This is a genomic window from Cupriavidus sp. GW822-FHT02D05, assembly GCF_058802485.1.
On record NZ_JBXAOE010000055.1, the window covers coordinates 1 to 21,753 of the forward strand.

Below are 21,753 nucleotides of genomic sequence, written 5' to 3' on the forward strand. Positions count from 1 at the left end.
CAGGCGCTACCAGTATAGGTCTATCCAGAGGACATTCTGATGTGGCTGGAAGCGGACATTCTGATTTGGCCTTTACATGATTTCACACGCATAATGCTTCTTATGTTAAATCTAAAATATCATAAATCCGCGCCTGAAGCGCTTTGGCTGAGATCGGCGGAATCCTTGAGGTGTTGCGTTGAGTGAATGGGATTCGGGTAAAGGAAAAAATGGCGCGCCACGGCGCTTTACGCCGTGGGCAATGACGGCTGACCGAAGCAGCCTCGGATCCTGGTAGTCAGGTTTTGATGTCGAGCTTGGTGATCAGCTGTTTGAAGGTGGCGTTGTCGCGCGCGATCACGTGTTTGAAAGCGCCTTCGTCGAGATAGCCTTCACCCATGTTCTGCTTGGCCATGGTCTCGCGCAAAGCAGACTCCTGCATGGTCTTCTCGATGATGGCGCGCAGCACGGCCACCACTTCCGGCGGCGTGCCCTTGGGCGCCGCTATGCCGCGCCAGCCGTTGATGACCAGGTCCACGTTGCGCTCCTTGAGCGTGGGCACCTTCTCCCAGCCCGCCTTGATGCGCTGCTCCGACATCACCGCGAGCGGGCGGATCTTGCCGGCCGCGACATAGGTAGCCACCTCCACCGGTGTGACCGCCACGGCCTCAATATGGCCGCCCAGCAAGTCCAGCACCGCGGGATTGGCGCCGCGGAACGGCACGTGGTTGAGCTGAATCCTGGCCTTGTCTTCCAGTGCGGCCGCTGACAGGTGCCCGAGGGAACCGGGCCCGGCATTGCCCACGCGGAGCATGCCCGGCTGCTTGCGGGCGGCGGCTAGGAATTCTTCGATCGTCTGGTACGGCGAATCGGCGCGCACGGCAATGGTGGCGGGGTCGGCATTCAGGCGAGCCAGCGGGATCATGTCGTCCGCGGTGAACTTGGCTAGCCCCATATGCGGAATCATCGTCAGCTCGACGGTGATGATGGCGAGCCGGTAGCCGTCCGGCTTGGCGCTGACCAGGTCGGCCCAACCCACCGCGCCGCTGGCGCCGGACTTGTTCAGGACCACGAAGCTCTGCGGCAAATATCTGCGCGCCGCCTCGGCAAAGGCACGCGCCAGTACGTCGGTGCCACCGCCCGCGGCAAACGGCACGATCAGTTCGATCGGATGGGTGGGATACGCCCCGCCCTGGGCAAAGACCGGGCAAGCCGCCACGGCGGACACGGCTGCCATGGCGCGCAGCACGGCGCGGCGTTGAAGTAGCGATGAGGTCATGATGGGCGTCTCTTCGATGAACTTTGCTGGAAATAACGCTCAATCCAGCCGGATGCCGGCCGCCTTGATCACGCCGGACCACAGCTTCTGCTCGCTGCGCGTGAACTGATTGAATTCCTGGGGGGACATCGGCATCGGCTGGATGCCGAGTTCCTCCAGCTTGGCGCGAGTCTCCGGATGCTGCAGCGCTGCGACCAGTTCCTTGCTCAGGCGCGTCACCACCGGCGCCGGCAGCCGCGCCGGGCCGACGAAGCCTTGCCAGGCGTAGGCCTCAAAGCCGGGCAGCCCCGCTTCGGCCATGGTCGGCACATCGGGCAGGATGGCCAGCCGCTGCGGCGTAGCCACAGCCAGCACGCGAATCTTGCCGCTGCGGATCAAGGGCAGGCTGGGCGGCAGGTCGACGAACATCGACTGTACCTGCCCCGCCATCAGGTCCTGCAGCGCGGGCGAAGAACCCTTATAGGGGACATGCAGGATATCGGTCTTGGTGCGCTGCTTGAACAGTTCCAACGCAACATGCAGTGGCGAGCCCGGCCCCGACGATGCGGAGGAAACCTTGCCGGGTGTCTTGCGCGCCAGCGCCAGGAATTCCTTCAGGTCGCGCGCCGGGAAAGCCGGATGCACGGCCAGCACCAGCGGCATGCGCCCCAGCCCGCCGATAAAGGTAAAGTCCTTGTCAGCGTCGTAGCTCAGGGTGGCATACATGGCCGGGTTGAAAGCCAGCGTGCCCGAATCCGCGGTGCCGATGGTGTAGCCGTCAGGCGCGGCGCGCGCGATCGCGGTGGCGCCGATGATGCTGGCGGCGCCTGGGCGGTTTTCCACCACCACCGGCTGGCCCAGGTCCTGTCCCATCTTCACGGCAAGGCCGCGCGCGATTACGTCCGTGGTGCCACCGGGCGCGTAGGGCACGATCCACTTGACCGGCTGGGTGGGGTAGGCCTGCGCGTGCGCGCCGCTGGCGCAGCCAAACGCCAGTGCGGCGCTCGTCAGAATACGGGCGAGTTTGCTCTTCATGTCGATGTCTCCAGTTGTGCCGGGAACTGCGGTGTTCCCTTGTCTTTTCGAATCTGGCCGCGGGTGAGCAGCAGGCGTTCAGCGTGGCACGAGCATCCACTCATGCGCGGGATCGTTCTTGAACGCCCAGCGCCGCTCGGGGCCGGCCATCGTGTTGAGGTAATAAAGGTCGTAGCCGTAAGGCACGGCGCAAGGGTGGTAGCCGCGCGGCACCATCACGGTGTCGCGGTGCTCCACGGCCATCGCCTCGTCCAGGCTGCGGTCGTCGGTGTACACGCGCTGGAAGGCAAATCCCTGTGGCGGATTGAGATGGTGGTAGTACGTTTCCTCCAGCGCTGTCTCGCCCGTGCCCGCGCTGTCGTGCTTGTGCGGCGGGTAGCTGGACGAATGGCCGGAAGGCGTGATCACCTCCACCACCAGCAGCCCTTCGGCCGGTTCGCTCTCGGGCAGGATGTCACAGACATAGCGCGTATTGGCACCCTCCCCCCGTACACTGCGCCGCATCTGGCCAGGCTCGATCACGCGCGCCGGCAAGCGGCCCTGCGCCGGCGCGGTGCTGAGCGCCACCTCGGCCCCGGTGCGCGCGTCGATGCATACGTCGCGGCCCGGGGGCACGTAGACCGCACAGGGAGACTGATCCTCGAACACCGACTGGCGGCTGCCCAGCGCGGAATAGCGCTGGCTCCCGACCAGCACGTCGACCTGGCCGGACAACACCGTAATGCACAACTCGCGCGCGCCGGTGGCAAACGCCTCGGCCTCGCCCGCGTCCAATCGCAGCGCCTTGAAGCCTACGTGCTGCCAGCCCGCCGACCGGGGCGTAATGTCCGCGATCACGCGGCCGGGTTGCGCTTTGACGAGCAGGCTGCGGCCCGCTTGCGCCAGGTTCGCCCCGCTGGCGCCATTCGGGAGTACTTTGGCGTGGGTCTGGGTCATTTGCCCTCCTGCGCAATGGCAACCGCCGCTGCCTGCGCCGTCTGGCGGCTGGCTCGCCAGCCGGCGATCAGGCGGCGGAAATTGGCACCCACCTGTGCCCGGAACGCGGCGTCGTCAATCTCCTTGCCAAGCCAGGCCAGGCTGGCATCGGCCCAGACCGTGCGGCCGATCATGAAACCCTTGACCAGCGGCGAGGTCGCTTGTGCGAAGCTCTCCACCAGTTGCTCAAGCGGCTGGTTCAGGCCAAGGATCACGGCGCCACGGCACCACGGATCGCGCTCCTTCACCAGGGCTTCCAGCGCCTGCCACTGGCGGTTGGCCATCGCGCCCACCTTCCACCATTCCGGCTTCAACCCGATATCGTAGAAATGCCGGATCGCGCCCACCGCGGCCTCGCCCTCGTCGTCGGGCGCCAGGCTGGCCTTGGGCGGAATCACTTCGAGCAGCAGTTCGTGGCCGCTGTGCCGCGTGGCTTCCCACACCACCTGCAATTGCTCGTCCTGCTCCGCACGCAGCGCCACCGGATCGTCCGGATGATAGAAAACGAGGCACTTCACCACCTGCTCGCGCGGCCAGTGCGCGAGATCCGAGGCCAGCGAGCGCGCGCCGTCGAAGCGCAGTGGGCGGGAGCCCGGCAACTCGATCGGCCGGCCTAGCCACCAGCCGCGGCCAGTGGCGTCGTGCAGGGCGGACTCGCCTAGGCGGCCATCGATCAGCACGCCAATCTTGCCGCGGCAGCCGGCTTCGGTCTCCACCTCGGCCACCACTTCCGTAATCAGGCGCTTGAGCGCCGGCACGGCGCTGGCGTCGGCGCCCACGGCGCGCGCCATATCCTCGAACTGCGCGCGATGATCGTAGGCCAGGACATACAGCTCCGGCCATTGCGGCCGCTTGACCGATACGCGATGCAGGTGCGCAAGCTGCGCATCCTGGTCCGGACGCGGTTGCCGCTGGCCCGAGAACCAGTGCGCCAGTTCCGCTGGCGTTGGCATGGCCGGCGCGCAGCCGTGCCGGGACACCACGATAGCGCCACAGGCGTTGGCGATGGCGGCAGCCTCGCTCCAGTCCTTGCCGCGCAGCAAGCCGCTCAGCAAGCCGGACGCAAAGGCATCGCCCGCCCCCAGCACGTTCAGCACCTCCACGCGCTCGCCGTACACGGTCAGTGCGTCGTCGATGGCAGCGGGAATCTTGCCCTGCACGATAGAGCATCCCAACGGGCCCCGCTTGACCACCAACGTGGCATCGGTGCACGCGCGCACGCGGTGCAGGCTGGCCATCAGGTCGGCTTCGCCGCCAGCGATCAGCCATTCTTCCTCCGTGCCAATGATCAGCTCGAAAGCGCCTAGCTGCGCCTGCAAATGCCGGCTGACCTCAGCGTTGCCGATATAGCGCGTCTCTCCATCGCCCTTGCCTGTCAGGCCCCACAGCACCGGCCGGTAGTCGATATCCAGTACCCGCACCACGCCATGGCGCCCGGCGATATCCAGCGCGCGCCGCGACGCCGCCAGCACGCCCGGCGTGCTCAGGTGCGTGCCCGTGATTACCAGGCTGCGGCAGCGGGCCAGGAAGCCGGCATCGATCGCCTCGGCATCCAGCGCCATGTCGGCGCAGTTTTCGCGGGCGAACAGCAGGGGGAAAGTGTCCTGATCCTTGATACCCAGGAGTACCATCCCGGTCAGGCGCTCGTCGTCAATCTGCACTTGGCTGACGTCGCAGCCTTCCCGGCCAAGCGTATCTAGGAGGAAACGTCCGTTCTGCTCATTGCCGACGCGCGAGATCATCGCCGAGCGCAGGCCCAGCCGGGCCGTGCCGAAAGCGATATTGGCCGAGGAACCGCCGAGGTATTTGGCGAAGGTGCTCGCCGACTCCAGGCCGCAGCCAATCTGTTGGGCATAGAGGTCGACCGCCAGCCGCCCCAGGCAAGCGACATCGATGTCCCGGTTGGCGGGAAAGGAAAGAGAACGCATTCGTGTCCGTCATCTGGTCATGGACTGCCGCTGCGCGACAGGGATCGAGGGAACGTCGAGGGAAAGGTTTCGTGGCCACCCCCTCGGCTTGGATGGAATGATAGCCCAGGAATAGAATTTTTGTTCCTTTTTTATATTTATGAGAAAATATTTTCCAATACATCCCTCCCCTCGCCCCGGCGCGAAGGGCGCCGCCGTGCCCGCTACCCCACACGCCCCAGCATGACCACGAACCTCCCCTACGCCACCGCCGACCAGTTCCTGGCCTCCATGCAGGCCGGCTTCCCGAGCCTGAGCAAGCAACTGAAAACCATCGCCCAATACGTCGAGAAAAACCGCGAGCGCCTCGTCCTCGATGGCGTGCACGACGTAGCCCGCCATTGCGGCGTGCAACCGTCGGCGATCATCCGCTTCGCCAAGCATTTCGGTTTCTCGGGGTTCTCGCAGATGCAGGCGCTGTTCCGCGACAGTGCGGCCCGGCAGCTCGCACCTAACCGGGACTATCAGGATCGGGTTCGGGACCTGATACGGGCCAGTGAAGGGCCGCTCTCCGCCACCGGCATCGCGCAGGAGGTCATCGCCGGAAGCATAGAAAGCCTGGAAGCCCTGCAGCGCGGGGTAGCCGACACCCTGTTCGACGAGGCCGTGGAACTCCTGGTGCAAGCCCCCTCGATCTGGCTGGCGGCGTCGCGCCGCGCCTTCCCGGTGGGGGCCTACCTCGCTTACGCCCTGCAACACACGGGCAAACCGATCCAGTGGCTAAACGGGCTGGGGCAAATGCAGCAGGGGCAACTACGGGCGCTCAAACCGGATGACGTGATGATCGCCGTGTCGTTCGAGCCGTATGCGCAGGAGACGTTGCTGGCTGTGCAGGAAGCGGCCGGACGCGGAGCGCGTGTCCTTGCCATTAGCGATAGTCCGCTTAGTCCTTTGGCGGATCATGCGCGGGTTTTGCTGCCGGTGCAGGATGGGGCTACATTCGGGTTCCGGTCGCTGACTAGTACGCTTTGCCTAGCGCAATCGCTATTCATGGCACTGGCGTATCGGCTGGAGATTGCTTATACGCAGCCGCAGGCGGAAGCGCCGCCGGGGCGCAAGGCGCGCTCGGGGGGGAGATTAGCGTGAGGATCTTGTGCGGCAGTCTTGCATTGAGTGACGGAGCGTGAGCGAAGTGTCGCCTATTTGCCGATCGCCAACCCCTTGGAACTCCACGTATTCGAGACCTATTTGCCTGAACCGCAATAGATGGATTTATCTGAAGCGCACGCCTTGCTCGATCCGGCCCCGCTTGCCCTGGAGACCGGCTATGAACGTCTCGCAAACGGCGTCTTGCACGTGGCCTGCCGCACGGAACTACACGGCTGTACGGGGGGGTGGTTCCGCTGTCGCCCAAATACGCAGCAGTACACCTGGTGGCATCCGGCCGACCATGTCTCCAGCGAGTGGGTAGAGGCTCTAGATGGGACACATATCGGGTCAATTCATCTGGTCGAGGAGCATTTCTCCGGATCGCCAGCTCCTTCATTTTGCTGTGTCACAAACCAAGCCGATCATCGATTGATGCGCAGCGTGGGTGAAGTCCTGGGCTGCGCACCAGTTGGCGGCATAGTGCCTAGAGTATGCATATAGCGGGGATGTTGACAAGGAAGCCGTCTTTGATAAGGCCACTGCAGCGACGGACGAAATCGGCAAGGAGGCCGGCATCGTCGTTACTAAATTTGCAGACAGGCAGGCTTGCAGGCAGCGGCTTGCTGCTTTACCTATAGCGCCGCTGCGCAAGATCTTGCACGCCCGACATCCGGTGGATATGAAATAGCGGCCCTATTATGTCGACTGGTCCGGGAGCCGCGGCAAGAAGCGGTCGTGCTTGATTTCGCCTCCCCGGGCAACCAAGATGGTCGCCTCGGGAATCTCCTCCCACACTCCTTGCACGTCGATCAGTGGCTCGGACAGCACCAGGAATGCATCGTCGCCGGCGGCGATGATGCGCGGGTCGTCCGGGTAGAGCGCGCGTAACTGCCTGAACGAGGTGCTGTGGAAGAGCGAGCGCGAGTCCGCCTCGCTCGAATAGCGCGCCGCCACGATCTGCTGGCCATCGGTCACGCAGACGGTCATGTTGAGCGGAAACTGCACGTTGTGGCAGTGGCCGACGTCCTCGATCAGCCCCGCCATCTGCTCCAGCGCGCTGCGCGGATCGCGCTCTAGGCCGAAAGTCAGGGCCAGGAAGAACATCACTTCGGAATCGGTCGATCCCTCGATCCAGCGGAACAGGTGCGGCGCCACGGCCATCATCAGGTCGCGCCGCACGACGGGGTATTCGCGGATCAGGCCGTTATGGACGAACAGCCAGCGGCCGAAGCGGAACGGATGGCAGTTGGTCTCCTGCGTCGGCGTGCCGGTGGCCGCCCGCACGTGGGCGACGAACAGCGGCGCCCGCACCGCCCGTGCCGTTTCGCGCAGGTTGGTGTCGCTCCACGCCGGGTGCAAGCAGCGGTAGCGGAACGGCACTTCCGAGTGACGTCCATACCAGCCGACGCCGAACCCGTCGCCGTTGGTGGTGGTATGACCCAGCCGCGAATTCAAGCTCTGGTCGATCAGCGAGTGTTCCTGCTGGAACAGCACGGTTTCCAGCGGAACGGATTTGCCCGAGTAGGCCAGCCAGCGGCACATTATGCTCCTCCTCGACAAGTGCAGTCCGGCGCCTTCCGGCCCACCTCTCAGTTGTAGGACGGTGACGCGCGAACGGCAAAGCGCCCCGAGGGTCGTGTTGCGTTGCGTGAGGAAAAGTGTGGGGGAAAAGAGATCCTTTTTGATTTCACCGCAATTTACGGGGGCAGCTGCCCCTTAGCATCCTCCTTGCGCAAGCGCGATCTCGCGCGCACGGGCCAGCTTGGGGGATGGCGTCGGCGGCACATCGGTCATCCGGGCGGATTCAACGAGTTGCGTATTGCGCGCGTATTTCACTTTCGTCTCCCTGGCCGGGGTGTGCATCCGGCGGCGGTCTCACTAGCGCTTCAACTTCTTGTAGGTGCCGACCAGTTCCGCCTGTGCCAGCACATGCCCGTGCATGGCCCGCTCCAGCGCCGCCTTGTTGGGCTTGCCCAGGTCCGGCAGCACCACATCGAGCGCATAGAGCTTGTGGAAGTAGCGATGACGGCCAATTGGCGGGCAGGGTCCGCCGTAGCCAGTGCGATGCCAGTCGTTGTGGCCCTCGCGGGTGCCCGCCGGCAGGCCGGCCGGCGCCACGCCTTCGGCCAGCGCCCCCGGCTCGGGCGGAAGGTTGTACAGCACCCAGTGCACCCACGTCATGCTCGGCGCGGCCGGATCAGGCGCGTCGGGATCGTCGACGACTAGGGCCAGGCTGCGCGTGCCGGGCGGCATGCCTGTCCATGCCAGCGGCGGCGACATATCGGCGCCTTCGCAGGTCAGCTTACCGGGAATCTCGCCACCATGGGTGAACGCCGTGGAGGTCAGGGTGAGGGGCATGACTGTCCTCGTCTGAGCATGAAGTGCCGGTGCGAATACACAGGTCCACGTCAGCAGCAGCGAAAGAAAAACATATGGCACAGCATCGTGCTCCGCCATCGATGCGTCACATTTTCACGGCGCCAGCCTCGAATCCGCTTGTGATGCTGGCGCGGTACACGCGGCCGGGAGCCCGGCCGCCCGTTCCAACTTAGTGCGGATTTCGGGGCGATGCAAGCGCGAGCGGCGCGTGCGGCCAGTGAACTATGACGGGAATCGGGGTCGCTTTGTGCCTGACGCTGGCGCCCCGCCCTAGCCACGCTTTCAGCCGGTCGAGCGTCTCGGTGGATTCCGGCTCGATACGCCGGTGCAGCATCAGCTGGCTCCGCATGGCGAAGACCAGGGGCGGCCTGCCGCCCTGCCGCGGGCGCCCTAGTCGACCCCCGCTTTGACGCGGTCTCCGTATTCGGGATCTCTAGGCCGTGAGTACCCAGTACTCCGAGAAGGCGCTGTCGGATCTCACGTTCCTCGTGGGCGCGATCAACAACCGGAACCGGCTGAACGTGGCGTTCCGCATGGTGCCCGGTTCGTCTGACAAGGCATTCGGAACAGGCAGATGCCATTCAGGGCAGTTGTGAGCTTTGGATCGGTCATCGATGTCTCCTCTGGATTATGGTTGTCGCTTGCATGGTCATCCGCACAGGCGGAGGCGATCCAAGCGCCCTCAATTTAGGGGAGACGGGCCACATGAAATGTACGACCTGGCGTGCTTCAGCAAACGGTGAGCCGCCCTGGCGGCGTTCCCGGCGTGGTGGCCATGGCCAACGACCGCAATGCGAACTTCTACGAGGGGGCTGCCGGCGTGCGCCGGCTTGGTGGTGACGACCCGATAGCGCTGCATTTCGCGAATACCGGGACTGCACCCCGATGCAGGCACTGATGGAACAGCGCTTGCAGGGAGTCTGGGCCGAGTTGCTGGTCGCTGCCAGGGGTGCCACAGTCCGGTCGATTGTCGAAACATGGGGATTTGCAAATCTCGGCTTGTTTGCGGCGAGGCATCGCCAGCGGTTCGGGGAGTTTCCGTCGAGAACGCTCGGTCTGGCGAGACACTAGCTCGGATATCTCACGCAGCAGTGCATATGTCGGCGAAACCGTAGATTCCCGCGCTGAATCTGGTGTCTAGACAGTTCACCGTGGGGATTTCGCCGATGCCAAATTGTGCCGGATGCGGAGGGCAATTTTCCCAAGCTGTAACGATGTGAGATCGACGTTTGCTTTGACGATGGCCGGCCAAGAAAACCTCAAAAAATCAGCAACTTACGTATGAGCGCCCGCGTCGCTGCTGGGCATATCCTGGCACAAGCCCTTGGCGATCTGATTGCTTTTCTGCCGCAGGAAAGCTCGCGTTGCACTGCACAAGAAAATTGCCACATTTTCAGAACACACACCATCAAAAATGGCATTCTTTGCCATAATAACGACCGTTTCTGACCAGTTCCAGCAAGGAGCCCGTCAATTGTCTGTCAGCCGTAAGGCACTTTTTGTGAATGGTTCATGGAAGAACAAATCACCGTCTACGCGTTCCCGGTATTCCTGCTCTTGATGCTGGCGGAGCTGGGTTACGGCCTGGTCGTCGGCCGCAATACCTATCGCCTAAGTGATGCCCTCAGCAACCTGAGTCAGGGCTTGTTAAGCCAGCTGGTGGCCAGTGTCAGCCAGCTCTTTCAGATCGGCCTGTATATCTTGACGTGGCGCCGGGTGGCACTGTTTCCCCATGCCGGCCTGTGGGGCAGTGTCTGGGGCTGGCTGCTGGCGATCGTGATGTTCGATTTCTGCGACTACTGGCTACATCGGGTCGGGCATGAAAGTGCGGTGTTCTGGGCCGCCCATGCCGTGCATCACCAGAGCCAGGATTTCAATCTGTCCACCGCGCTGCGGCAGGAGAGTACCGTTGCCTTCTTGGGATGGCCGTTTTACTTGCCGATGGCGCTGGCTGGCGTTGCCCCTCAGCAGTTTGCGCTGGCCGGCCTCATTGTGCTGCTCTACCAGTTCTGGATCCACACCGAGCACATCGGCAAGCTGGGCTGGTTTGACCGGGTGTTTTCCTCGCCGTCCAACCATCGTGTGCATCATGCGGTAAACGACCAGTACCTGGACAAGAACTACGGCGGGATGCTCATCATCTGGGATCGGCTGTTCGGCACTTTTGCCGAGGAGGATGAGAAGCCGGTGTATGGTACTCGCAACCCGCTCAACAGCTGGAGTCCGCTATGGGCGGTGGCTTCCGGCTATATGCCGCTGTGGCAGCTGGCGCGCCGTGCGCCACGCTGGCAGGACAAGCTCAAGGTGTGGTTCAAGGCGCCGGGCTGGCTGCCACCCGGCGTGAGCGATGATAATGCGCCCTTTGACCTGCAGCGTGCACGCCAGCGCTTCGATCCGCCGCTGGCGGCCGGTGCCGCGCCCGTGGCCCTGCTGCAGTTCGCGCTGCTGATGATGGCAGGTGCCGGCTATCTGTGGCAAAGCGCTGAGCTGGGGAGCGGCCTGCTGTGGGGGCTGGCACTGTTGCTGATTGCCGGTCTGGCCGGTCTGGGCGCCCTGCTGCAAGGGAAGATGCGACCACGCAACCTGCTGGGGCTGGATGTGCTGCTGTTGCTGCTGGCCGGATTTCTGTTGCGCTGACTGGCACCCAGTCGCCAAGTGGCAAAATGGCTGGGCAGGCCGTGGCTCTACCTATGACCACCGCCATGCGTTGGCATCCAGCTTGCCGAGTTCGGCATCGATCGAAGACATCAGCTGGCCCTTCCTTGCACCGCCGGCCCAATGCGGTCAGCGACCGCATTGGCCATCGCTTCAGCCTCAGTGCCGCCCAGGCTCCGAAGTCCGTACACGACACCGTCTCGATCGGCCTGTGTGCGATTCTGACTCACCTTCCACTTTCCGCGTAGTGAACTCAGCTTGATCTCGATACCGACGATCGCGCGCAGGGTCGCGTCAATGAAATCTCCAGGAGCATCACTCACCGCCCATGGTACCGGGCGCGCAGCCTCATGGCGCTCGCTAAGACGTGTGACGAAGGCGCGCAACCAGTGCGCATCCGCGACAGCGCGTAGCCTGCCGCGCCCCTGCACCATGATGTAGTTCCAGGTCGGTACGACTTTGCCGGTGGCTGCCTTGCTCGGGTACATTGATGGCGAGATATAAGTTTGCGGGCCTTGGAACACAACGAGCGAGTCCACATCGGTGCGCGATTCTCTCCACAACGGATTTGAGCGCGCAACATGCGCGCGAAGGATGCCCGGGCCGCCCTCCGGGTCTGCTTCGAGCAAAAACGGGATGGTATTTGCGACCATCTCGCCAGCCGGGTCCTGCGTGACCAGCAGGCCCAGGGAATGCATGCTGATCAGATCGTGCAACAACTCGGGGCGGGTTTCTTCAAAGTGAGCAGGTAGGTACATGGGACGCCCTTTCGTAAAATGGTTCCCTATTCTAAGATCGCGCCATTCACAATAAGGAACCATTTCATGGCGATGCGAGGAGCCGTTCAGGGTCAATTGCGCCAGCAGGTCTATCTACGCCTGCGTGACGGCATCGAGACTGGAGTCTTCGCGGCTGGCGCCCGCCTGCCACCCTCGCGCGAGCATGCACGTGTATTGGGAGTGTCACGCAACACGGTGCTCTGGGCAGTAGAGCGCCTGCAGTCGGAGGGCTACTTGGTCGCTCGGGTTGGCGATGGCACCTATGTGGCAAAGCATAGTCCTCCGGTTCGTAGCACGTCGCGCGGGCCGAAGGTTGTCGCGCACCAGTTGTTGTCGCAGCGCGGTCGCTTGATTGCCGAGACCGGTTCGCGCTGGAACCCCGCCACGGGCGAGGCATTGCCCTTTCGTCTTGGTCGCCCAGCGCTAGAAGAGTTTCCGTTCGCCCTATGGCATCGATTGGAGCGAAAAACATCGATCGCCACTCGCGTCGTTGGCGCCGGTTATGCCGAGGCTGGCGGCCATCCACTATTGCGCGCCGCGATCGCGCAATGGCTATTGGTGTCCCGCGGCATCCGCTGCGATGCAGGGCAAGTGCTGATCACCGCCGGCTCGCAGCAGGCATTGGACCTAGTTGCGCGACTGCTGCTCGACGTTGGCGACGAAGTGCTGGTCGAAGATCCGGGCTATCCAGGTATCCGCGCCAACTTAATCGCGCATGGGGCGCTGGTGCGGCCAGTTCCAGTCGATGCGCAAGGACTGTGCATCGCGCAGGGCGCCGCGCTTCATCCGAGGGCAAAGCTTGCCGTTGTAACGCCAACGCATCAATTCCCCCTCGGCGTACCCATGAGCCTAGCTCGCCGCAGTACCCTGATCGAGTGGGCCCAAGCGAATCGAGCATGGATTGTTGAGGATGACTATGACGGCGAATTCCAGTACGGCGCCCAGCGGATTCCCGCGCTCTGCAGCATGGCGCACGACGCGCGCGTACTGCATGTAGGCACGTTTTCGAAGTCACTGGGTGCGGGGCTTCGATTAGGGTTCATCGTACTGCCCGATGAGCTAGTCGATGCGTTCACGCGCGCGCGGGCGTTGAGTGATCGCCATTCGCCCGGCGCTGTGCAGGATGTACTCGCGCGATTCATCGCCGAGGGTCATCTGCTACGCCACCTGCGGCGCATGCGAGAGTTGTACCTGGGGCGTCAGGCCGCGATGATTTACCACCTCACGCGTGCCACCAACGGCGTGATTGCGCTTGAACCCAGCTTACAAGGCATGCATCTCGCTCTCGAAGTAGGCGGACAAATCCGGGACACTGATTTGGTCCGACGAGCGCAAGAAGCCGGCGTGCAACTCGCGCCGATTTCGAGCTATTGCATCGAGGCAAAACGCCGCGGTTGGTTGTTCGGGTACGCGGGCTACGACGAGGCCGCGCTCGCTCGTGCAGCTCGCGCGCTGGGGAAACAATTGGGATAATTTGGAAGTACTCAAGGTGCATTCCCTCGAGACCGCGTCATAGGTCATCCTCTCAGGACACCCTGGCGCCGCCCGCTCCGTTCATGGGCGATGCGCCTTGGCATGCCCTGCAGGGATTGGATATGGTCAGCACGGGCCTGGTGCGCTAACACCGGGTCCGGGCGTCTTCCATTTCTTACCGGGTCTCTGCGCGTCCTCCGCCGGTCTGGTCTGAATCAGTGGATGCGGCGGCGACCTACGAAGGCGATCAAGCCGCCAGCAAGGAGTAGCGCCGCCTCGAAGAGACTAAACGCGCCACCGCCGCCCCCTTCCCCACTTGAGTTGCTACCACTACTTGTGTTGGCAGGTACCGCTGCCGACAGCAGCACACTGGTGCCGGCCGACAGTCCTGAAGCGTTGTCAGTCACGGTCAGGCCGAACTGGTAGTCGCCAGCCACCGTGGGGGTGAACGAGGCGATCGCCGCGTTGGCATTCAGCAACGTAACCCTCGGGCCGCTAAGCTGGGTCCAGGCATACGAGACGTTGGCGCTGCTGGACTGGCTGCCATCAAGCGCCACCGTCGTGCCAGTACTCACCGACTTCGGCGCAATCGCCGACGCGTTGGGAACAATGGCCTGCGCTGCCAGGGTAACGGCCCCGAATGCGTCGAGCATGCCGGCACCGCAAATCCACGTGTTGCAGCTTGAGTCTACGAAGGGCTGGGCACTCTTGCGCAGCAGTTGGCGTACTGCGGTTGACGTCAGTGCCGGCCGCAGCGCAAGCATCAATGCCGCAACGCCAGCAACCTGTGGAACGGCGTTGCTCGTGCCGATCCCAACCGAGTTATAAGCGGGAAAGCCATCGTTATCATAGGACGTGGCGCCGATGGCCCTCAACGACCAGCCATAGACTGGATCAGGCTGCGCTACCAAGCCGCCACCTCCCGGTGCAGCAACCGCAATTGCCGGGCCAAAATTGCTATACGAACCGAGAGCGCCGGTGTACGTCAATCCGGCAACGGCAATCGCGCCATGACAAGTAGCGGGCGTCGTTACCGGGCCACTTTCGTTACCAGCTGCCACCACCACCACGGCTCCCTTGGCGCTTGCATCTGCAATGGCCGCCTGCGTTACCGCGTCGCACTTCGAGACCCCAGCAGCGCCAAGACTCATGCTGATGACCCGAGCTGGGTTCGGGTTGGCAGGAACACCAGGTACGCTGGAACCTGCGGCCCATCGAATAGCGTCTGCGACGTCGAAGCTGCTCGCCTGGCATTCATCCATGACCTTTACCGGCAGAATCGACGCATTCGGGGCGACCCCCGCGATGCCCAATCCGTTGTTGGTTGCTGCCGCAGCAATGCCTGCCATGTTGGTACCGTGATAGACCATCGCTGGCGCGCTGCCGTTCTGCTGGGCAGCGTTGGCGCATTTCGCTCCAAAGACCGGCGGCTGCGTATCGGTGCCACGGCCAGTACGCGTGATGAAGCTGTAGCCTGGGAGCATCTTGCCCTGTAAGTCGGGATGGATTGCGCTCACGCCGTTGTCGACAATGGCGATCACGATGCCATCGCCCTTGCTGCTCGACCAGGCATTCACCGCGTTGATCGCACCCTTGGCATTGCCCGGGATCGCCGGGTCATGCAGGTTCCATTGGTTAGGGGCCAGGTTTGGATCGTTCGGAATCCAGCCGCCGTTCAGCGTGTTCGTCCGATGGTGGGTTTCCGCTTCAACCCAATCCACGCCGCGGATCGTCCGCAGGGCATCCAGGATGCGAGCGCGCTCCTGGTCATTGATGTTGTCCGGCAGCGAAATCACCCAGGCGTTCCCGGACATCAGGCGAACCATTTTGAGGTCCGCCCCGGTGGCGCTGCGGAAGGTCTGGATGACGGCCTCCGCATTGGAAGCGCCGTCGAACTTGACGGCCACCTGTTCGCCGGCCTGGGCCGCCCCAGCGAGCAACAGCGCTGCGCAAACACCAACCAACCATTTCTTCCTCACATTCTTCCTCCAATTTTCGCAACCTCCGAAAACAGAGCGCCAGGTAGGAAGCGGTGTCCGCGTGAGTTGCTACGGCGATTTGAAAACGACGAACCAGGTAGGATCTTGGGCCGACTTCTATACAGCGCGTGAATTCTCGCGGCTAACGTAGCCGCCTGCCTATTCGTAAAATTACAAGTGTTGTCTGAACATAAAAATCCGACTTTTCTCACAAAAAATAGGACTAGTCCGATTCCATCATCTCGATCATTCTGCTAGGTTCGCCATTGAGGACCATCTGCGAAAACCACCTGGAAACGTGATGGATAGACAAACCACACAGGCATGGAGAACCTGTATGTTCAGATATCTCTTGTAGACATATCCGACCTTGACCTTGCGGCAAGTCGTGATTTCCGTGCCAAGGATGATCTGCAGGGAGCATGGAGAGCGTTAGATGCATTGCTCCATGAGGTGCGAATTCCTCTCTTTACCTTGCGGGCGGGATTGTTCGTCTATGTCTTTACATTTTTATAAATACACCTGCGAGAGTGAGATGATAAAAATATTTTGAATTCATGGAATTTGTTTTTGCGAAGTGAACTTATAAGATTATCGCGGTATGAAAATAAAAAATAGCCTGCCGATTAACTTTCATTTTGAAATTCTGATTTTTGAAGGCGAGAATCGTGAGGGGAATTCGGCGGACGGACTGCACGTTGCACTGACTATGCCAGCATCAGGCTTCCACCTTGCAGAGGCGAAGCTGTGACAGCATTTGAGCCTGGGATTTTGCAGTTCCTTTATGCGGCCTGCGCAAGTCTTTCTGCATCAGCGGGCCGCGTGTCCTACGCGCCTGGGATTGCAATCCCGCTGGTCGTGCAGGAGTTTGGAGACGTCGGGATAGACTTTCCTCCCGTAGCATCTCCATTTCGATGGCGCGGCCCCGCCCTGCCACAGTTGCTTTCCGCTGATCTCATTGAGAGCGCCTTCTATGGGCCGGACGGATCAGCGTCGCGGCTTCTCATCCAGAGCGACCCTCCTCCCGACGTCGGCTCAATCCTCGCTGCTCACGCGAGACTCCACGCTGCCTATGACAATGCGTATTCAACGATCACTGAAACATCGAGCAGTCCTGCTCGATTAAACGACAGGGAGAAGAATGTACTGGCGTATGCAGCACTCGGACTGTCGAGCAAGGAGATCGCCCAAGAGCTTGGGATTTCAGCGCGTACCGTGGACTACTATGTGGATCTCGCGCGCGATAAGCTAGGCGCTCACAATCGAACTGAAGCGATTGTTCGAGGAATCCTCACGCGCCAGATTTGCGCGCTCAAACTGCCAGGTGAGCGGAAGACGTAACGCATCGTGGGCGTTCGATCAGGCTTTCATTGAGCCGTAACGCGCAGCCAGTCCGTCCACAGCCTGGCTGAAATCCCGAATCGTTTCTTCAATGATTTGCCGTACCGTTTTTACGGAATCAATACGCCCGCAAACCTGACCGGTCAGCGGAACGGCCGCCTCCATGTCGCCGCCGAAATAGAGTTGCTGCACGCCGGCGAATTCGCTTTTGATGCTCTCCGGTACCTGCTCTTCAATCCTGGACGTGCGTGCCGTGCGCAGGGCCCGTAGCGCCGGGCCATTGCCGCCGCGATTGAGAAAAACGGTGTCCGTTTCGCGGGCATCGACAATGGCGTTCTTCCAGTTGTCATGAACGGGCGACTCGACCGACGACAACATGCGCGTGCCCATCTGGATCCCCTCGGCACCCATGGCGAACGCCGCCGCCATGGTGGCACCGTCGCAGAAGCCGCCGGCGGCGATGACCGGGATATCGACCTTCGAGCAGACCAGCGGCAGCAACACCATTGAGGCGACGTCACGCTGATTCTTGAAGCCGCCGCCCTCGCTGCCTTCCACGATCAGGCCATCCACGCCGGCGGCGACCGCCTTGAGTGCGCCGGCCAGCGTAGGCACCACATGGAAAACCGTCAGGCCGGCGGCCTTCAGTTCGGCACAATAGCGCGTCGGGTCGCCGGCGGATGTGGTGACGAAGCGGATTCCCTCATCGACGACGAATTGCACGATGGCTGGGTCGCGCACATAAGTCAGGGCAATGTTGACGCCGAACGGCTTGTCGGTCAGTTCGCGCATCTTGCGGATCTCACCACGGATGGTGTCCAGTTCTCCTGATGAGGTCTCGATGATGCCCATGCCGCCTGCATTGGAGACCGCCGCAGCAAGCTGGGCCCGGGCGATCCATCCCATTGGGGCCTGGACGATAGGATGCTGGACGCCAAGCATCGTCGTGACGCGATTGTTTATGGTCATGCCTCTTTGTCTCCGCTCGGTAACCCGTGATCGTTGATAGGGCATTCTATTTCGCAACGCCGACTCGATGCAACTGGTTGCATATTCATGGCGCCCTGCTGGTCGGGCCGATCGGTAAGTCGCCAATGGCTTCAGAACCGATACCGTGTCCGGCGGCACCATCGCGTTCATGCGGCCGTGGCAACGTCACACTAGACCGGCGCCGCTGTCTCCATCGCATCTGGCGCGATCCATGCGGACGTTGGCCCGGTGGTCTGTCTGATGAAATGCCCGATCTGCGCGATCGCGGCATCTGACTCGCGCAGCACGCCAGCGTGCAGCTGGAATACGTGCCAGAGGCCATCGAATTGCTGGAGTTGCGCCTGCACGCCGGCGGCAGTGGCCGTATCGGCAAGGCGCTCGGCGTCCGACAGGAGCACTTCTTCCGAGCCCACCTGGATCAGCATGGGCGGCAGGCCGCGCAGGTCGGCGAATAGTGGCGAGCAGCCCGGATCGTTCGCAGGCCTGGCGCCGCGATAGGCAGTGGCACAAGCTTGCAGCCATTGCGGATGGACCAGGCAATCGCGCTCGACATGGGTCTGCAAGCTGACACCGGCGAGACTGAGGTCTACCCACGGCGAGAGCAGCACCAGCGATGCCGGCAGCGGCAGGCCGCTGTCGCGGATGGCCACGGCGGTGGCCACTGCCAGGCCACCGCCGGCGGAATCCCCAGCCAGCGCGATCTGCGACGGCGCGTGCCCCTGTTCCAGCAGGGCCGCGTAGACCGCCAGCGCGTCGCGCAGCGCGGCCGGAAAGGGGTGCTCCGGCGCCAGGCGATAATCCGGCAGCCACACCTGCGCCTGCGCGGCTTTGGCAAAGCGCGCCATCAGCTTGCCGTGGCTGCCCTCCCCGCCCATCACATAGCCGCCGCCGTGCAGGTACAGCACGGTGCTCGCCGGCCGCTGCGCTGTAGGCGAAAACAGGATAGCGGGCACGCCAGCTATCCTGTGCCGGCTCCGCGCCGTGCCTCGCGTGCCGAGCAGGAACCGCCCAATAAAGCGGCCCCAGCGCCGCTGGGCTCGCGCGGAGAAGCTTGGCGAGAGCACCGGCTTGACGCACCCGCGCACAAACCAGGAAAGCAGGGTTCTCTTCATGACTTGCCCTGTGGTTCAGGCCGCTGGACGGCCGGGCGCGGGATGCAGTTCGTAATCCCGCAGGTCCAGCTTGCTAGCCATGCGGCGGTACGTAAACGTGAAGCCTGGCCAGTTGATGGTGTTCTTGCCCGTGGCGGTCTTGTACCAGGAGGTGCAGCCCGCTTCCCAGACGCTGTGCTTCAACTGCCTTTGCACCATGTCGGAGAATGCCTTCTGGCGTGAAGCCTTCACGTTCATGAAGTGCAGGCCGGGCGCCTGCAGGCTGGCGACGCACTGCATGACGTAGCGGACCTGCGACTCCAGCATGAAGACGATCGAGCTGTGCGCGAGGTTGGTGTTAGGGCCATAGAGCATGAACAGGTTCGGGAAGCCGGAAACGCTGATGCCCTTGTAGGCTTGCGCGCCATCGCGCCAGGCCTGATTGAGGTCGATGCCACTCAGCCCGGTCACCCGCATCGGCGCCAGGAAGTCGGTAGCGTGGAAGCCCGTGCCGTAGATGATGGCGTCCACCGGATGGCACTGCCCATCGCGCGTCAGGACGGCGTCGGCTTCCACGCGTAAGATGCCTTGCGTGATCAGGTCCACATGATCCTGATCCACGGCCTGGTACCAGTCGTTCGAGATCAGCACGCGCTTGCAGCCGATCTTGTACTCGGGAATGAGCTTGCGGCGCTTCTCCGGATTCCGCACCTGGCGCCTGGCCTCCCGGCGCGCCTGCAGCGCGACCACTTCCAGCAGCCAGCCAAAGCGCGTAAAGCCCAGCGCGCGGCTCTCGTTTTTCCAGTAGATCATGGTGCGATACAGGCGCTCTGCCACCGGTGCATGCTTGAACAGCCATTGTTCCAGCGCGGTAAACGGCCTGTCCGGCTTGGGCACGACCCACGCAGCGGAACGCTGGAACAGCTTCAGCGCCTTCACCTTGGGGACGATCTGCGGCACGAACTGGATCGCGCTGGCGCCGGTGCCGATCACCGCGACGGTCTTGCCCGCCAGGTCGTAGCCGTGGTCCCAGCGCGCGGAGTGAAATACCTTGCCCTGGAATGCATCAATCCCGGGAACTGCTGGCACGGCCGGGCGATTGAGCTGGCCGCAGGCGGTCACAAGCACGCGCGCGCGCAACACGGCGCCGTCGCTGCTGGTGATGACCCAGTGGCCGGCTTCCTTGTCGAAATCCGCCGAGGTGACTTCCTTGCCGAACCGCAGGTGGTTGGCCAGGCCGTATCGCTCCACGCAGCCCTGCATGTAGGAAAGGATCTCGGGCTGCCGGCCGAACTTGCGCGACCAGTCGGCCTTGGGCGCAAAGGAATAGGAGTACAGGTGCGATTGCACATCGCAAGCCGCGCCCGGATAGTGATTGTCGCGCCAGGTGCCGCCGACGCCACCTGCCTTCTCCAGGATGACGAACGCGTCGATGCCGGCCTGCTTGAGCTGGATGGCCATGCACAGGCCGCCAAATCCGGACCCGATGATCGCGATCATGGTCGTGTTTGCGCTCGCCATCTCGGCGCTGGCCCCATCGGGGCTTTCCTTCTGTGACATCGCCATCCTGTCTCCTGCCTGCATCGGTTTTGTTTTGAGTGTGCGAAGGGTACGCGCGGCCAGGCAGTGCGGTAATGACAAAGCCGGACAAAAAATCGATAATCGGGGACACCAGATCAGAGAGTGGAAAGCCCCGCCATGCCGAGATGGAGTTTCGAGCGCAACGTGACCAGCATGTGCTTGATGGCCGATTTTGCGGTCATGCATGGCCTGACTGTGCCCGCCGTGCTGGCGGGTACTGGCGTTACCGAGGCTCAACTGACGAACCCCAACCTGCTCGTGCGTGGCGAGCAGGAGCTCCGCTTGATCCGCAATATGGTCGACGCGCTAGGCGATGCACGGGGCCTTGGCATCGAGGTCGGCCAACGCTATCACTTCACCGCATTCGGCGTACTTGGCCTGGCCATCTTCAGCAGCCAGACGCTGAGTGCTGCGCTCGAGGTAGCGCTGCAGTATTTCGACCTGACCTTTGCCTTCACGTCGTTTCGAGTCGAAGAGGCTGGGCAGCAAACGTGGCTCGTCGTGGATGACTCGGACGTGCCGGAAGGCCTGCGGCAGTTCAATGTGGAGCGCGACATGGCCGCCTTCCTCACCGTGCTGCGGGATCTGTTCGATGCGGTGCCGATCCAGGAAACCGTGCACCTGCGCTTCGCCCGGCCGGACTGCACCGAGCCCTACCGGCGCGTCTTCGGCGTCGAACCCGCATTTGGCATGCCACACAACGCCATCCTGCTGGACAGCAAGCGGCTCGCCGAACGGCTGCCCCAGGCCAATGTGCTGGCGCAGTCCGCCGCGCGCGATCAGTGCCGCAAGTTGCTGGATGCCCGGCGCGCGCGCCTCGGCCTGGCAGGCCGCGTGCGCGACCTGCTGGCAGCCCACTGTGCCGAAATGCCGGGTATGACGGCGGCGGCCGACAAGCTCCACATGACGGCGCGAACCCTACGGCGACGGTTGCTGGACGAAGGCACGACCTACGCGGAACTGCGCGATGAAGTGCGGCAGACGCTGGCCGAGGCGTTCCTGAGTGGCCCGCACCAGTCGATTGAACAGATTGCCGCGCGCCTGGGCTATGCCGAGGCGACTAGTTTCATCAATGCGTTCCGGCGTTGGCGTGGGCAGACGCCGCATGCCTTCCGGCTGGCGCTGCGCTCGGCGCGCAGTGGTGATGACTGACGGCATGGCGCCCGGCCCCAAGGCAATCGG

General features: G+C 62.9%; 20 protein-coding genes and 1 pseudogene. 10 read left to right on the forward strand and 11 right to left on the reverse strand.

Translation table 11 applies throughout. From position 1 onward, the window contains the following. Window positions 1–277: 277 nt before the first annotated feature. The 4 genes from AC1RQK_RS39095 to AC1RQK_RS39110 all read right to left on the reverse strand — a co-directional run bounded on the left by AC1RQK_RS39095 (window position 278) and on the right by AC1RQK_RS39110 (window position 5,175). Window positions 278–1,258, reverse strand: coding sequence for a tripartite tricarboxylate transporter substrate binding protein (locus tag AC1RQK_RS39095; RefSeq protein WP_492376798.1), 981 nt, complete (start codon window positions 1,256–1,258; stop codon window positions 278–280). A 39-nt stretch (window positions 1,259–1,297) separates the two neighbouring features. After that, complete coding sequence (locus AC1RQK_RS39100; protein ID WP_492376797.1) at window positions 1,298–2,272, reverse strand: Bug family tripartite tricarboxylate transporter substrate binding protein; 975 nt, start codon at window positions 2,270–2,272, stop codon at window positions 1,298–1,300. 78 nt (window positions 2,273–2,350) lie between these two features. Further along, on the reverse strand, window positions 2,351–3,208 hold the full coding sequence (iolB, locus tag AC1RQK_RS39105; RefSeq protein WP_492376796.1) for a 5-deoxy-glucuronate isomerase: 858 nt from the start codon (window positions 3,206–3,208) through the stop codon (window positions 2,351–2,353). Beyond that, window positions 3,205–5,175 carry a bifunctional 5-dehydro-2-deoxygluconokinase/5-dehydro-2-deoxyphosphogluconate aldolase gene (locus tag AC1RQK_RS39110; RefSeq protein WP_492814918.1) on the reverse strand — a complete coding sequence of 657 codons (1,971 nt, stop codon included), beginning with the start codon at window positions 5,173–5,175 and terminating at the stop codon, window positions 3,205–3,207. The genes iolB and AC1RQK_RS39110 overlap by 4 nt, the downstream gene beginning before the upstream one ends. 222 nt (window positions 5,176–5,397) lie before the next feature. On the opposite strand from AC1RQK_RS39110, the gene AC1RQK_RS39115 reads away from it, so the two are divergent. Further along, window positions 5,398–6,300 (forward strand): MurR/RpiR family transcriptional regulator, encoded by a 903-nt coding sequence (locus tag AC1RQK_RS39115; RefSeq protein WP_492376027.1) that lies wholly within the window; start codon window positions 5,398–5,400, stop codon window positions 6,298–6,300. A 120-nt stretch (window positions 6,301–6,420) separates the two neighbouring features. Continuing rightward, window positions 6,421–6,804, forward strand: a complete 384-nt coding sequence (locus AC1RQK_RS39120) for a DAPG hydrolase family protein (protein WP_492814920.1) — start codon at window positions 6,421–6,423, stop codon at window positions 6,802–6,804. A 195-nt stretch (window positions 6,805–6,999) separates the two neighbouring features. Here the strand turns inward: AC1RQK_RS39120 and AC1RQK_RS39125 are convergent, their stop codons facing one another. Then, entirely contained in the window at window positions 7,000–7,845 is an 846-nt protein-coding gene (locus AC1RQK_RS39125) for a class II glutamine amidotransferase (protein WP_492376029.1), read from the reverse strand. 336 nt (window positions 7,846–8,181) lie between these two features. Next, window positions 8,182–8,661, reverse strand: coding sequence for a YbhB/YbcL family Raf kinase inhibitor-like protein (locus tag AC1RQK_RS39130; RefSeq protein WP_492814922.1), 480 nt, complete (start codon window positions 8,659–8,661; stop codon window positions 8,182–8,184). A gap of 461 nt (window positions 8,662–9,122) precedes the next feature. Between AC1RQK_RS39130 and AC1RQK_RS39135 the strand changes: the two are divergent. The 4 genes and pseudogenes from AC1RQK_RS39135 to AC1RQK_RS39150 all read left to right on the forward strand — a co-directional run. After that, a pseudogene (locus tag AC1RQK_RS39135) lies at window positions 9,123–9,278 on the forward strand (carboxymuconolactone decarboxylase family protein); the annotation flags it as partial. Between the two features lie 301 nt (window positions 9,279–9,579). Further along, window positions 9,580–9,753 (forward strand): hypothetical protein, encoded by a 174-nt coding sequence (locus AC1RQK_RS39140; protein WP_492376050.1) that lies wholly within the window; start codon window positions 9,580–9,582, stop codon window positions 9,751–9,753. Between the two features lie 210 nt (window positions 9,754–9,963). Next, complete coding sequence (locus AC1RQK_RS39145) at window positions 9,964–10,131, forward strand: hypothetical protein (protein WP_492814924.1); 168 nt, start codon at window positions 9,964–9,966, stop codon at window positions 10,129–10,131. A gap of 63 nt (window positions 10,132–10,194) precedes the next feature. After that, window positions 10,195–11,319, forward strand: a complete 1,125-nt coding sequence (locus tag AC1RQK_RS39150) for a sterol desaturase family protein (RefSeq protein ID WP_492376032.1) — start codon at window positions 10,195–10,197, stop codon at window positions 11,317–11,319. Between the two features lie 110 nt (window positions 11,320–11,429). On the opposite strand, the gene AC1RQK_RS39155 is transcribed toward AC1RQK_RS39150, so the two are convergent. Continuing rightward, window positions 11,430–12,095: an FMN-binding negative transcriptional regulator gene (locus tag AC1RQK_RS39155; protein ID WP_492376033.1), complete on the reverse strand. Its 666-nt coding sequence runs from the start codon at window positions 12,093–12,095 to the stop codon at window positions 11,430–11,432. A gap of 66 nt (window positions 12,096–12,161) precedes the next feature. Here AC1RQK_RS39155 and pdxR point away from each other — a divergent pair, with 66 nt between their 5' ends. Next, window positions 12,162–13,589: a MocR-like pyridoxine biosynthesis transcription factor PdxR gene (gene pdxR, locus AC1RQK_RS39160; protein WP_492376034.1), complete on the forward strand. Its 1,428-nt coding sequence runs from the start codon at window positions 12,162–12,164 to the stop codon at window positions 13,587–13,589. A 215-nt stretch (window positions 13,590–13,804) separates the two neighbouring features. Here pdxR and AC1RQK_RS39165 read toward each other — a convergent pair whose 3' ends face one another. Continuing rightward, a complete protein-coding gene (locus AC1RQK_RS39165; protein ID WP_492814927.1) occupies window positions 13,805–15,568 on the reverse strand; it encodes a S8 family serine peptidase in 1,764 nt (587 codons plus the stop codon). Between the two features lie 601 nt (window positions 15,569–16,169). On the opposite strand from AC1RQK_RS39165, the gene AC1RQK_RS39170 reads away from it, so the two are divergent. Both AC1RQK_RS39170 and AC1RQK_RS39175 read left to right on the forward strand, forming a co-directional pair. Next, the gene (locus AC1RQK_RS39170) at window positions 16,170–16,319 is read left to right on the forward strand and encodes a hypothetical protein (protein ID WP_492814929.1); all 150 of its coding nucleotides are present in this window, start codon (window positions 16,170–16,172) and stop codon (window positions 16,317–16,319) included. Further along, a complete protein-coding gene (locus AC1RQK_RS39175) occupies window positions 16,316–16,909 on the forward strand; it encodes a helix-turn-helix domain-containing protein (RefSeq protein WP_492376037.1) in 594 nt (197 codons plus the stop codon). Before AC1RQK_RS39170 ends, AC1RQK_RS39175 begins: the two co-directional genes overlap by 4 nt. 18 nt (window positions 16,910–16,927) lie before the next feature. Here AC1RQK_RS39175 and AC1RQK_RS39180 read toward each other — a convergent pair whose 3' ends face one another. The 3 genes from AC1RQK_RS39180 to AC1RQK_RS39190 form a co-directional block, all read right to left on the reverse strand. Beyond that, window positions 16,928–17,878, reverse strand: coding sequence for an NAD(P)H-dependent flavin oxidoreductase (locus tag AC1RQK_RS39180; RefSeq protein WP_492376038.1), 951 nt, complete (start codon window positions 17,876–17,878; stop codon window positions 16,928–16,930). 191 nt (window positions 17,879–18,069) lie between these two features. Continuing rightward, window positions 18,070–19,011, reverse strand: coding sequence for an alpha/beta hydrolase (locus AC1RQK_RS39185; RefSeq protein WP_492814931.1), 942 nt, complete (start codon window positions 19,009–19,011; stop codon window positions 18,070–18,072). 15 nt (window positions 19,012–19,026) lie between these two features. After that, window positions 19,027–20,556, reverse strand: coding sequence for a flavin-containing monooxygenase (locus tag AC1RQK_RS39190; protein ID WP_492814933.1), 1,530 nt, complete (start codon window positions 20,554–20,556; stop codon window positions 19,027–19,029). 132 nt (window positions 20,557–20,688) lie between these two features. On the opposite strand from AC1RQK_RS39190, the gene AC1RQK_RS39195 reads away from it, so the two are divergent. Further along, window positions 20,689–21,723, forward strand: coding sequence for an AraC family transcriptional regulator (locus AC1RQK_RS39195; protein WP_492376041.1), 1,035 nt, complete (start codon window positions 20,689–20,691; stop codon window positions 21,721–21,723). Window positions 21,724–21,753 lie beyond the last annotated feature (30 nt).

Coding starts and splice junctions, on each gene's coding strand:
- AC1RQK_RS39095 (WP_492376798.1), bottom strand. CDS start 1,258: ATGACCTCATCGCTACTTCAACGCCGCGCCGTGCTGCGCGCCATGGCA.
- AC1RQK_RS39100 (WP_492376797.1), bottom strand. CDS start 2,272: ATGAAGAGCAAACTCGCCCGTATTCTGACGAGCGCCGCACTGGCGTTT.
- iolB (WP_492376796.1), bottom strand. CDS start 3,208: ATGACCCAGACCCACGCCAAAGTACTCCCGAATGGCGCCAGCGGGGCG.
- AC1RQK_RS39110 (WP_492814918.1), bottom strand. CDS start 5,175: ATGCGTTCTCTTTCCTTTCCCGCCAACCGGGACATCGATGTCGCTTGC.
- AC1RQK_RS39115 (WP_492376027.1), top strand. CDS start 5,398: ATGACCACGAACCTCCCCTACGCCACCGCCGACCAGTTCCTGGCCTCC.
- AC1RQK_RS39120 (WP_492814920.1), top strand. CDS start 6,421: ATGGATTTATCTGAAGCGCACGCCTTGCTCGATCCGGCCCCGCTTGCC.
- AC1RQK_RS39125 (WP_492376029.1), bottom strand. CDS start 7,845: ATGTGCCGCTGGCTGGCCTACTCGGGCAAATCCGTTCCGCTGGAAACC.
- AC1RQK_RS39130 (WP_492814922.1), bottom strand. CDS start 8,661: ATGCCCCTCACCCTGACCTCCACGGCGTTCACCCATGGTGGCGAGATT.
- AC1RQK_RS39140 (WP_492376050.1), top strand. CDS start 9,580: ATGGAACAGCGCTTGCAGGGAGTCTGGGCCGAGTTGCTGGTCGCTGCC.
- AC1RQK_RS39145 (WP_492814924.1), top strand. CDS start 9,964: ATGAGCGCCCGCGTCGCTGCTGGGCATATCCTGGCACAAGCCCTTGGC.
- AC1RQK_RS39150 (WP_492376032.1), top strand. CDS start 10,195: ATGGAAGAACAAATCACCGTCTACGCGTTCCCGGTATTCCTGCTCTTG.
- AC1RQK_RS39155 (WP_492376033.1), bottom strand. CDS start 12,095: ATGTACCTACCTGCTCACTTTGAAGAAACCCGCCCCGAGTTGTTGCAC.
- pdxR (WP_492376034.1), top strand. CDS start 12,162: ATGGCGATGCGAGGAGCCGTTCAGGGTCAATTGCGCCAGCAGGTCTAT.
- AC1RQK_RS39170 (WP_492814929.1), top strand. CDS start 16,170: ATGAAAATAAAAAATAGCCTGCCGATTAACTTTCATTTTGAAATTCTG.
- AC1RQK_RS39180 (WP_492376038.1), bottom strand. CDS start 17,878: ATGACCATAAACAATCGCGTCACGACGATGCTTGGCGTCCAGCATCCT.
- AC1RQK_RS39185 (WP_492814931.1), bottom strand. CDS start 19,011: ATGAAGAGAACCCTGCTTTCCTGGTTTGTGCGCGGGTGCGTCAAGCCG.
- AC1RQK_RS39190 (WP_492814933.1), bottom strand. CDS start 20,556: ATGGCGATGTCACAGAAGGAAAGCCCCGATGGGGCCAGCGCCGAGATG.
- AC1RQK_RS39195 (WP_492376041.1), top strand. CDS start 20,689: ATGCCGAGATGGAGTTTCGAGCGCAACGTGACCAGCATGTGCTTGATG.